Consider the following 12266-nt stretch of genomic DNA (forward strand, 5'->3'; position numbering starts at 1 on the left):
TGAAGATGTTGGTCTATTGGTTTCTTTTTTGGTTGTTTCCTCATATTAAATTTATATGGGCACTTTTTTTAGATACATGGTATTCACCGAATCTTCCCGTAAACAAGAAGGTCCATTTCAGTAACAGACATGTTCTGTACACTATAATTGAAAGGAAAATAGAGGATGGAATAAGTATCAGCAACAACGCGATACCGTTATCTACCCCCATGTACAACAATACTGCACGCAATAATGCGAAAATGCTTACATGCAACAGGTAAACGTATAGTGAGTAATGACCTATTACGTTTAAAAATTCCATCTTCCGGATACTGGCGAGCCAGGAAGCCAGGAGTATCACAAACAGGCAACCATTTAACGCGATAATCATAAAAAGATACAGGTTCATATCCTGGTGATGGAGATAATACCATTGCAGCAAGCCAAAAACGGGCGCCAGCAGCAACAGGTTTTTCAGTTTAGCGAATTGTTTTTGTGTTTGCTCCTGTAAAAAATAATCCGCAGCTGTATCTCCGATCGCAAAGAATATATAATGAAGCGCTATATCGTACAGCGTGCTGAATTCCCGAACATAAGGCGCAATGCCGAGTAATACCAATCCTGTCAGCAACTGCCATATTTTTTTATTACCAGTGATCCCTGAAACGACCGTGTAAAGCATCGTTACATTGAATAGTGCAAATAGATACCAAAGTTGATCCAGCGTTCTCGGCTGCAGGAAAATATTCAGGAAGTCTTTACCTGAACGTTCTGAATTGGCAAACCTGGAAAATACGATCTGCAAACTGATTTGTATTACTGCCCACAACAAGTAGGGATATAGTAAAGTATTAATCTTTAATAAAGTAAAGTTTTTAACACCTCTTTTTGCAATGCTCTTGCTGAAAAATACGCCGGAGAGCAGAAAGAAAAGAGGCATACGGAAGCTATATAACATATCGTTTATTGCCAGCACATTATGCGGCAATGAAACCCCACGCGCAATCAGACCATAAGCGATATGCCTGTATACCACCAGTATAATAGCTATGCCTTTCGCATAATCTATCCACGCATAACGTGATTCATTTTTTTCGGGGCGCAAACTAAAGACGTCAATTTTTTTCTGCAAATTCATAGTATCAAGATCATAACTCAATAAAGTCTTCTCTAACATCATTTAAAACAGCTCCCAGGAATTTGTCTCCCAATGATTCCAGGAATTCAGAAGATTCGCGATCAATTTGCTTCATTTTTAAACGGGAAGAGAAAATAGCGATTACACCTTCTGCATAGGCAGACAGCTCGCGGCTATCCGTGAAATCATTCAGGGGAGCTCCTTCCATCAAAATATAATCGTAATATTCTTTCAGCTCCTCCAGGTAATTGAGCAGGTGATTGGGAGGCAATATTTCCGAAGGCGTATAGTCTCCGCCTTTGCATCCAATAACTTCTATACCAGGGGTAGCGTATGATGTTACTATTTCTCGTACTTTTTCCATACTGAACTCTTCAGGAGCTACAGAGAAGTGTTCCAGCGTTGGTTTGGCGTCCATCTGCACGCTTACATCGTTGTTGCAGAAATTGGTGTCAATTACCAATACTTTTTTATTGCTCAGACTCAGGCTGTGCGCCACTGCCTGCAGGAGGGTAGTTTTACCCTGTTGCGGTTCGGTACTGGTGAAAAGGAAAATCCTCTTGCCGCTGTTTTCCAGTTCAAATCTCAGCTTACGTAGTAATTCCCGGAAAACGTTCTGTCTTTTAAGCCATTGGGCTTCGTCAGACTTTTTTTGCAATATTTCCAGCAGGTTATATTTCTRCAGATTAGTGTGATTGATAGTACCAATTAGTTTGAGGTTAGAGGTACGGTTGAAGATGGAAGGTGATTTAACCGAATTATCCATAAACTCTTTAAACAATATTCCCATACAGCAAAGCATGAATACCGCAATGCCGGACATACCCATAATCACCAGGCGTTTTGATGATTCGGGACTGAAGGCAGGCTGACCTTTCAAGGTCTGCCGGAAATTATCCTGTGGCACATTACGGTTATCCAGTGCAGAACCCAGTTTCTCTTTCAGTTTATTATATTCATCCTGCGCCAGTACCACTTCCTGCTGCAATGATCCCACTGTAGCTTCTTTGTTGGCGTATGACCCAACAGAGGCACGGAGATTACGGATTTTCCCATCAAGGGTGCTGATATTGAGTTTTGATGCGCTCACCTCTGCTTCCAAAGCACCTTTACGTTGAATAAGTTCTTCTTTTGTACTTACTTTACCATTAGGAGTGGAGGCATCGATCATGGCTTTCTGCAGCTTGCTGCGCTGCGCTTTTATTTTATCTGCCAGGACGTTATCATTTGAACCTGTCCGGGTATACTCATCATTCAGATCATTGATTTGTTTTCTTAAAGCGATGATGTCACCGTTTGAATTGGTATAAGCCGGTTTCCCGCTATTCATCTGAGACAGCTGTGTATTTACATTGTCAAGTGAAGCCTGTAGATTGTTATAGTTAGCTCTTTCATCTGACACAGATTTTTCGAACTGTTTAATCAGATCCCATTCATTGCCGCTGGCTGTTTCCACATTCAATACACCCTGTGCTGTTTTATAGCCCCGTAGCGCCTCTATTTTCTGATCCAGTTCCTGTTTCTTCTGATTTACGAGCGCCTCAAAAGTTTCCACGTTTTCTACAGAGCGTTCAGAGCGGGAACTGCGGTAGAAGCGTAAAAATTCTTTATAAAGCATATTTACGGTATAGGCCGACAGTTCAGGGTTTTCTGAGTAACAGTTGATGTTAATGTAATCCGTTCTCGACAAACGGCCTGCAAACAACATTTTACGGATGGATTCAAAGTCGTACTTGTACAGCTTCATAAATTCCAGCACTTTCCGTTCTTCAGGAATGGAAGAGGAAAGTATTTGCAGGGAATCGCTCTTCAGCCGGCAAATGCGGAGAATATCTTCCTTGTTGGCGCTTTTATATTCCGGCTTATTCAGCTCTTTTTCAGTAAGATGCCTGAATGGTTTATTGGTAGAAAGATCATGTATCATCAGGTCGCAGGCAAGGAGGCCTATCACCAGAGGAGAGTTCATGGTCTCAATAACGTTGTCGAACTTTACGTCTGCTTCAAACAGGTTTAAATTCTCGTCGCGCAGCTTGATCTGTTCATTGGTGGTAAACCCGGTAGCCATCTGCGCTGTAGAAGCATACAGTTTAGGTTTACCGATCGTAAAGGCCAATGCTCCGGCTATTGCAGCAATGGTGCTGAACAGTATCCACCACTTCTTTTTTAGTAACGCCTTTATAAAATACACGATATCCATATAGAAATTTTCCTTTAACTACGTTTTAATATGATATACAAGGTGGAAGTACGCGTTATTGCATACATGCCATGTTCCCGGTATGGTAACTGGAAGCTCAGAGGAGATGGTAAAAAAATAAGAGAGTTTCAGGCAATCGGCCGGAAAGCTTCTTTTGGTTTTGTCGGAGGATGAGGTTACAGAAGAGATAACCGGGGCATAGTTAGTCCTGGTATATCCGGTTAGAGTCCAAAGGTAAAAGATTATATTAAAAGACACTTTATTTTTAAGCGAAACATAAAAATTACTTGGTAATCGCTCAAGTTTAAGGGGTAACGTAACAGATTATAAAAAAAGACCGTTCGGGAATATTCCCTGGAACGATCTTTTCTTTATAATCTATTGTACTACTTATTGTTATTTTTTCATCAGCTTAACGCTCTTTGATTCGCCGGTAGAAGAAGTAATTTTCAGTATATACATTCCGGTTATGTTAACAAACCGCTGTGTATCGATCCTGATGAGATTTCTACCTTCAGGTACACCTTTTCTCATTTCACTGTAGAGCATCTTTCCGTTCATATCACTTATTTCTATCAGCATAGTAGCTGCTGATTTCTGCAGTGTCACGTCAACGGCCAGATTATCTACGAAAGGATTAGGGTATACATTTGCCTGCAGGTTGGCTTTAATCGCCATGTTATTGCCTGATACGGCAGTGGTAGGGTTGTTGCCCATTACCTGCTTATTATTGGCAAGATTACCTGGCGTATTTGGCGTAACATCTATTTCCATAGCGTTCAGATAGCCTACCTGTCCACCGGTTGGTATACTTAAGGTAAACGCAATTTCACCATTGGCATCTGCAGTGAGATTGATAAAGTCAGCTGTATTGGCTGTATTATTCTGTACGTTCAGGGTTTTGCTTACACCATTAACGGTGAACTGTGTGCTGCCGTTATCTGGCTGTGGTGCCCACCATTTGCTGCTGGACATGAACTTGATAACATAAGTGGTATTGGCACTCAATCCGGTTAAATGTCCGTGCATGGCAGGAGCGCCGGTGAAGAAACCTGATAATGAACCAAAGTATAGGTATTGACTGAGTACTACGTCCGGATACACACCGCTGTTGTTGCCGGTAGTGGCGCCTTCAACACCTGCAGCCCACCAGGTTTCATCAAAGTTGAGTCCGATACCGGTAGCCAGTCCCTGATCATTTTTAAGATTAGCGGTAGTGCCGCCGGAAATGTTGTTCCATGGAGCCGGAGCACTTGCATTGAGCATGAAGTTCAATAACAGTTTGTAACTGCCACCGGAACCTGCCGGCGGATTCACTGTAATGTTGAACGTGGTGGTGTCTGCTGCGCCATAAGAATCTCTGGCAATTACGCTCACATTGTTGTAAGCGCCTGCGTTGTTAATGGCCGGAGCCACTGCAAGAGATACACTACCGCCAGATTGTACCAGTGTTACAAAGGAAGGAAGATTCAGTGTACTGTAAGTGATCGGATTACCGTCGACATCAGTTGCCGTAACGGGGATATTCAGACTAGTACCTGCATCCAGGCTTTGATTACTGATATCAGTTATAGAAGGGGCGTGATTATTAGTAGGCTGTTGAGTACCTCCTGCATCTACTTCTATCGCATTCAGGTAACCTACCTGTCCGCCCGAAGGAATGCTCAATGTAAATACAATCTCTCCACTGGCACTCGGTGTCAGGTTGGCGAAGGTAACTACATTGGTGGTGTTGTTTTGTACATACAATGTCTGGCTCACTCCATTAATGGTAAACTTAGTGCTGCCGTTATCTGGCTGCGGTGCCCACCATTTACTGCTGGAGAAGAATTTCACTGTAAATGATTTGCCTGGTTCCAGACCTGTCAGGTGACCAGTCATGGTGGGGGCCCCGGTGAAGAAGCCGGCCAGTGAACCAAAGTACAGGAAGTCGTTCATTACAGCATCAGGGTATACACCACTGTTATTGCCGGTAGTAGCGCCTTCGCCGTTTGTTGCCCACCAGGTTTCGTCAAACTTCAGTCCCGCGGAAGTAGTTTGTCCCTTGTCATTTTTCAGAGCGGTGGTAAGACCGCCGGTAATATTATTCCATGGTGCCGGTGCAGTACTGTTTTGTTTTATACTCAGGAACAGTTTGTAGCCTGAAGTATCTCCACCCGCAGGAGCATTTACGGTAAGGTTAAAAGTGGAGGTATCACTGTTACCATGCGTATCAGTACCAATAATTCCTATGTTGTTAAACTGACCTGTATTGTTGGTAGCAGGGGATGCCAGCAGGTAAACGTTACCTGGAGATTGTACCACTGTAACAAATGAAGGCAGGTTATAACCAGCATAAGTGATGGCATCATTTTCCGGATCAGTACCGCTGACTGTTACGTGCAGGGTATCGCCGGCTGCCATTGTTTTATTGGCAATCGTTGCAATTACAGGTGGGTGATTTACCACAACGGTATCACCTGCGCCGCCTGCGTTCAGCTCCATGGCATTCAGATAGCCTACCTGGCCACCTGCAGGGACACTGAGCGTGAATTTAATTTCACCATTAGCATCTGCTGTCAGGTTTTCAAAAACAGCGGTGTTAGTGCTGTTGTTTTGAACGTTCAATGATTTGGTCACACCGTTGATAGTATACTGGGTACTACCATTGTTTGGTTGTGGCGCCCACCATTTGCTGCTGGAGAAGAATTTAATGGAATATGTCCTGTTTGTTTCCAGTCCGGTTATATGCCCGTGCATAGCAGGAGCGCCTGTAAAGAAGCCAGGTAATGAACCAAAGTACATGTACTCACTCATCACTACATCGGGATATACTCCACTGTTATTGCCAGTGTTTGCACCTTCTGTTCCGGCAGCCCACCAGGTTTCATCAAAAGTTAAGCCTGCGCTGGTTACCTGGCCATTATCGTCTTTCAGCCCCGTGGTAGTGGTGCTGGAAATATTGTTCCATGGAGCCGGTGCATTGTTATTAAGCTTGAAGTTCAGGAACAGCTTGTAGTTCGGAGTTGTTTTATCAACTACTGTTAATACAAAGCTGCGGGTATCTATTCCGCCCTGGTTGTCCTTGGCCTGTACCTTAATGGTGTAGGTGCCGGAGGCTCCGTATCCTGGTTGTACCGTGATGCGGCAGGTATCATTCTGGCTCTGCAGCGTTGCAAAAGATGGCAACTGTATAGCTGTCCAGGTAAAGGTATTACCAGGGTTCAGGTCACTCAGGCTTAGTTTGATAATCCTTGTAGCGCCTTCATCCGCACTTTGGGCAGGGATAGAATCTATTACCGGTGGATAGTTATCGTTTACTACGAGGTTGAAGAGGGTCGTATCACTACCGCCATTATTATCTTTAGCTATTACCCCCACACCGTTATAGGTACCCTGTTGCGCAGCTGCTGGTGCAATATTCAAGGTAGTAATTCCTGCATTCAGCTGCAGTGAAACGAATGCCGGGGCATTATACAAACTGAAAGTAACAGGATCGTTATCAGGATCCGTAGCAGCTACCGGTATGTTTTGGGTAGTACCGTAACGGATAGTCTGACTGGTGATATCAGTTATTACCGGTGCATTATTCAGTGATTTTGCTTTCACTGCCGGCGTAAAGATGGAGTAACCACCTTCTCCATATGCTCTTACTTTATAGTATGCTACTGTGTTGGCAACCAGTGAAGAGTCAGAGAAAGTTCCCTGTCCGGATACAACTGCGCCCAATGTTTTCAGCACGCTGAAATGAGTGCTGTCATTTAATGAGCGTTGTACTTCGTAAGCTGTTTCAATAGTAGAATTGTCTGTCCAGGTTAATTTCACGATCTGCGTGGAAATAGCCAGGGTAGCCAGATTGGTAGGTACAGCCGGTGGCAGTGGTTTAGGGGCTGTTGTTGCATTGGCAACAGAAGTATAAGCAGATTCACCATAGGTACCGATTGCCCTGATCTTATAGTAATAAGCAGTGCTGGCCAGTAATGCAGTATCTGTGTAACTAACAGCATTGGCAACCGCAGTAGCTACTATGGTATATGTTCCGCCGCTGGATGTACTTCTGTAAATTTCAAACCCTGTTTCATTATTACTTTTATCTGTCCAGGTCAGGTTTAACTTGCTGTAGTTATTCACTGCTACTGCCAAACCTGTAGGCGCAGTTGGTGCGGTACCATTGACTATCGAGGTATCAATAAATGCGTCAGACGGTATTAATTGTCTGGTAGATATACCTGCAGCTGTGCTGGTCCAGTATACTTCCATAGTTGCGCCGCCGCCTCCCTGGAAGTAGGTTACTGTAATCGGATAAACTCCTGCACTCGCAGTTACGGTTCCTGATGCAAATTGTGCACCATGTGCGCCGTCATTATTTACGGTAGCAATAGCTAAACTGGAATACGTTTTATTGAAATATAATTTACTGCCATCGTCCGAATTGGTTTCAAACTTATAGGAACCTGTTACTGGTATACGGATATAGCCAGTCCACATAAGCGCATAATTGCTGGCGGTACCAGCTGGTACTACGGTCAGATCCGGGATGTAGGATTTACCTGTTTGCGCCGGAGTAAGTGTAGTAAAGTTCGGAAGGGTTGTCCATGTACCATTGTAGAGTTTATAAGAAAGGTTTGCTTTCTTGGTTCTAATGGTAACCTGGTTACTGGGTGTAGAGAATTTTCCCGACACGTCTTTCGACTTCACATAGAAATTATACAGGGTACCATCTGCGAGTCCCGTTACGGTAGCTGTCAGCACATTGCCAACAGATGTTTTCAGCACATTGTTAGCGTAGACATCATAACCTGCAATACCTGCATCATCAGCAGCGGCCGTCCATGTTAAAACAACCTGATTGTTTGTAAAGCTGGTTATTACCAATGAAGGAGGGGCAGAAGGAGCAGAACTGTCTAATGCTGTAGTACCTTTCACTTCCGCAGATAGCGGTCCTGCAGCATAGTCATTTACCGGGCGTACCCTGTAGAAATAGTTTGTATTCGGTGTCAGGTTAATATCCGTAAAAGTAACAACGTTGGCGTTGTTTTTTCCTACAAGTATATATGGCCCACCAGCCTGTGTAGCTCTGTAAATTTCAAAGTATTTTTCATTATAAGTTGGTGTTGCATTTTCTACCCATGACAGTGCGATTTGTGTTTTGGTAAAGCTGTTTACTGCCAGGCTACTGATAGGATCCGGTGCATTAATACCGGTGCTGCCAACTACTCTGAAGGTATCAGAATAGGAGCCTATGCAATTGTTGGGCGATTTTACAYGTACCACATAAGCACCGATGGTGGAAGTAGTTAAGGTATTGGTGGTACTGATTACAGTAGTACTGCCTGCGCGCAGCCATTCATATGAATCCATGCCTGCGGGCACCTGTAAGGTAATATTGGTTGTACCATCCGGAGCCGGCAAAACATTGCTGACAAGGGCCGGAGAAGTGGTAATAACCGGTGCAGGCGTAGCTGGTCTGTAGCTGATCACCAGTGGGGCAGGAGACCATCCGGTCCAGCCATTTGGTAATTGTGCTCTTACCCTGTAACTACCGGGGGTAGTCACTACAATAGAATTTGCGGTACTGGTAGAGATAGTAGCACCATCTTTTTGCCACTCGTATTGTTGATATCCGGGAGATATACCAATGGTAATGGTCTGGCCCGGACAGAAGGTCGCGGAACCAAATAACGGATATGGATTAAGCCTGTTAGCCCTTAGCATAAACGGTGTAAAATCCGTTTCATTCCAGGCATCTATCCAGGTATTGTGAGCATCGTTGGGATAAGTAGTGAGTTTGAAATTACCGCCCGCCGCCTGTATCTGGGCTACTACCTGGTTGGTAGTATAAGGGGCAGGATTGCCATCCAGGCCACCCTGGAACAACCACATAGGTATGAACTTGTAGGTGTCGATGTGATTGGCGTAATCCAGTGCCATAGCACTCATTGGCAGAGATGCCGCTGTTAATTGCGGATAGCGCATGGTAAATTCCCAGGTACCCCATCCACCACCAGATAAACCGTTTACGGTTAAACGATCGGGATCTCCTTTGGCACTTGTAACTATCGAGTCTATTACTTCTTTCAGATTATCATAATCATTAGCACCCCAGAAGCCGCCCTGGCTTTGGGGGTATAAAATGTATCCATCAAATGTTCCATTATCAACACGATTCATCCATGTTTGTCCGCCCCACGATAAATGAAATTCATTATCGTAAATGGTTCCTTTTTCACCTACGCCATGGAAGAATAGATAAATGGGATACTTCTTGCCGTCATTTACCCCAGGAACGTATGTTTTAGGGAATTTAAGACGAAACGCCATGTTCTTATAAATGTAGCATTTATAAGAGTCGGTGTTATAACTCATCCTGACTGTTCTCACCCATTTTGTGATCTTATCATACTGGGGGTCAGCAGGGGGATTATTGGCATTGTAAGTGATGACAGGATCACTTGGATTGAGTGCAGACTGCGCATAGATGTTGGGAGCGCATAGCCAGATGAGCACAAAGAGGAGCAAGCGGTGTAAAGTTCGATTCATGGAAATACGTTATGTTATGTGACCCCCGGTTATTGTTTTGATAACCACAGGAAAATAAGATATAACAAGCACCCTTCCGGAAATCCGGAAATACTTGTAGTTCAGAGGAGATGGAAAAAATTAATTCCTACTTTGGAGATTAATCCAATAGTGGTGGGGCTTTGTCGAAGGATAAGGTATTGGAATATTACTGCTGATCAAAAACTATTCACTGTGAATGGTGTATCCTAAATTCGGCTCATTTGACAATTAATGACTTGGTGACATAAAGTTAGAACAGCTGCTAAATTAAATAACTGTTTATATATATTAAGATTTTTTTTGCAAACGGTCGTTTTTGGTTGGTAAACGCAAATGTTTCACTGGTGAAATGCGGCTGCAGTTTTTTTATTGCACGGCCATACTGCGCTGAGCACGTTCCCAGACGGCAGATTGCCTTTTCCGCAGGAACCGGATGCATCCTATATATACGGTTACATTCATGAAAACGAAGTAAAAAGGGATATAGAGGTATTTCGCTTTTATTTGTCGTATGGTAAGTACGTAACCAGCCAGGGCAGCCGAATAAAAGCATAGTTGTGCAATACCGGTTATAATATAGATATCATTTGCTTTTGTCAGGATAAGAATAAGATTGCTCACCAGTGCCAGTAACAGGCCAAGAGGGGCCAGCGTCCATCGGAGTACCCGGTGGGAAACATATTGCCAGGTTATTTTTGGATACCGGAATGGATTTAATAAAGGAAGTAAACGTCCCATCGATTGAAAGCCGCCGGCACAGATCCTTACTTTTCTTTTATATTCATCCCCCAGTGAAGCGGAAGACGTTTCCATAGCATACGCAGCCGGCTCATACATCACGGTATATCCCTTCATGTTTATCCGGAAGGAAAGCATGAAATCGTCAAGTATGGTGTCTTCCGGCAGTTGTTCAAACAGCGCTGTGCGAATAGCTATCAATTCGCCTGCAGCTCCCATCACACTATAGAGTTCCGCATCCCATTTCTTCAACAGGGATTCATATTTCCAGTACATGCCTTCTCCCTGCGCTTCGGCGGCACCGGTGGTGGGCATCACCTTTTTTTCTCCGGCTACCACGCCCACGCGATCATCTTCAAAACGCTTCATCAGCAGGGCAACCGCTGAAGGATTTAATAAGGTATTAGCATCCGATAATACAACGAAGGGCGTTTTTACCAATGCCATCGCACGGTTCACTGCAGCCATTTTGCCTTTGCGTTGCGGGTCGTATAACAGCTTTACCATCGGGTACCGCGAGATAATCTCGTTGGTGCTGTCGGAAGAGCCGTCTGTGACAAAGACGAACCGTATTTTCTCCCTGGGGTAGGATTGAGAAAGTGCATTTGCTATCTTTTCGGCAATAAAATCTTCCTCATTATAGGCCGCTACCAGGAAAGTAACTTCTGGTTCAAATGTGCTTTCCTTACGGGCGCTATTACCCTGCAGTAAACGCTTTATACGGATTACGATGTAAAGGAATATGCCATAACCTACATAACTATAGCATACGAGTATAAGACTTGTCCAAAATATCACAGACCAAATTGACATAGCGGGAAAGAATTTTATGGGGATGGTTGTTTTGCCACAAAAGTATTATAATTTGTTTCATAGACAACCTGAATTTTATATTATAATTTTGATTTAGATCTTTTTTAGAGATATTTCCCGACCGTTTACAGTGAAATTTCTAACACTTACCCCCTAAATTGAGTCGTTTACCAAAAAATCAATTGATGATATCAGGGAAATAATATTTTTGTTCCATGTTAATTGAATAACACGTTCAAATAACAGGACAACAGATAAGTAAAAACCATTTTTTCCTCTCTCATATCCCCTGAAAGAAACCGCAAGGGTTAATTACCTAATAATTCTTGACCAGATCCCATTTAAAGCCTTCAGGTGTAGGTTATGCACTGTACGCATGCTACCCAATTAACAGTTTTAAACATTGTTTAGAAAAGAAGGTAAATGAAAAAGAAAATTTTAATAATAGACGACAGTACGCCCATGCGTTATTTGCTGGAAGCGGTTTTAGGGAGAGAATATTCTGTAGTTTCTGCACCGGATGGTCTGGCTGCTATGACATGGCTCCTGAAAGGGAATAAAGCAGATCTTATTATTACGGATCTTCAGATGCCAAACATAGACGGGTGGGAATTACTCGATTATTTATCCGGCAGTTATTTGTACCAGGATGTTCCGGTTATCGTGTTGTCAGGATTTTTTGTGGAGAAGATGAACGAACTCCCAGACAAGTATAATAGTGTAAGACAAGTAGTCCAGAAACCCTTTGATCCTATGCAATTGTTGAATAAGGTGGGTTTCATACTAAATGAGCAATTGAGTATTTCTGCTGTATAGCAAGGTTGTTATATTGAATTAACCAATACACTACTAATAAGC

6 protein-coding genes are annotated in these 12266 nt (G+C 43.3%); 2 read left to right on the forward strand and 4 right to left on the reverse strand.

What is annotated here, in order from left to right; translation table 11 throughout:
* Nucleotides 1-40 precede the first annotated feature (40 nt).
* Both AC1DP6_RS18090 and AC1DP6_RS18095 read right to left on the reverse strand, forming a co-directional pair.
* Nucleotides 41-1120: an acyltransferase family protein gene (locus AC1DP6_RS18090; RefSeq protein WP_477056089.1), complete on the reverse strand. Its 1080-nt coding sequence runs from the start codon at nucleotides 1118-1120 to the stop codon at nucleotides 41-43.
* Nucleotides 1121-1130: 10 nt separating this feature from the next.
* A complete protein-coding gene (locus AC1DP6_RS18095; RefSeq protein ID WP_477056090.1) occupies nucleotides 1131-3317 on the reverse strand; it encodes a GumC family protein in 2187 nt (728 codons plus the stop codon).
* Nucleotides 3318-3347: 30 nt separating this feature from the next.
* Between AC1DP6_RS18095 and AC1DP6_RS18100 the strand changes: the two genes are divergently transcribed.
* Nucleotides 3348-3491: a hypothetical protein gene (locus tag AC1DP6_RS18100; RefSeq protein WP_477056091.1), complete on the forward strand. Its 144-nt coding sequence runs from the start codon at nucleotides 3348-3350 to the stop codon at nucleotides 3489-3491.
* Between the two features lie 222 nt (nucleotides 3492-3713).
* On the opposite strand, the gene AC1DP6_RS18105 is transcribed toward AC1DP6_RS18100, so the two are convergent.
* Nucleotides 3714-9836: a fibronectin type III domain-containing protein gene (locus AC1DP6_RS18105; protein WP_477056092.1), complete on the reverse strand. Its 6123-nt coding sequence runs from the start codon at nucleotides 9834-9836 to the stop codon at nucleotides 3714-3716.
* A 387-nt stretch (nucleotides 9837-10223) separates the two neighbouring features.
* Nucleotides 10224-11408: a glycosyltransferase family 2 protein gene (locus AC1DP6_RS18110; RefSeq protein ID WP_477056093.1), complete on the reverse strand. Its 1185-nt coding sequence runs from the start codon at nucleotides 11406-11408 to the stop codon at nucleotides 10224-10226.
* A gap of 423 nt (nucleotides 11409-11831) precedes the next feature.
* On the opposite strand from AC1DP6_RS18110, the gene AC1DP6_RS18115 reads away from it, so the two are divergent.
* Complete coding sequence (locus tag AC1DP6_RS18115) at nucleotides 11832-12224, forward strand: response regulator (protein ID WP_441577025.1); 393 nt, start codon at nucleotides 11832-11834, stop codon at nucleotides 12222-12224.
* The last annotated feature ends 42 nt before the right edge of the window (nucleotides 12225-12266 follow it).

It is taken from the genome of Chitinophaga sp. 01L420, assembly GCF_056399985.1.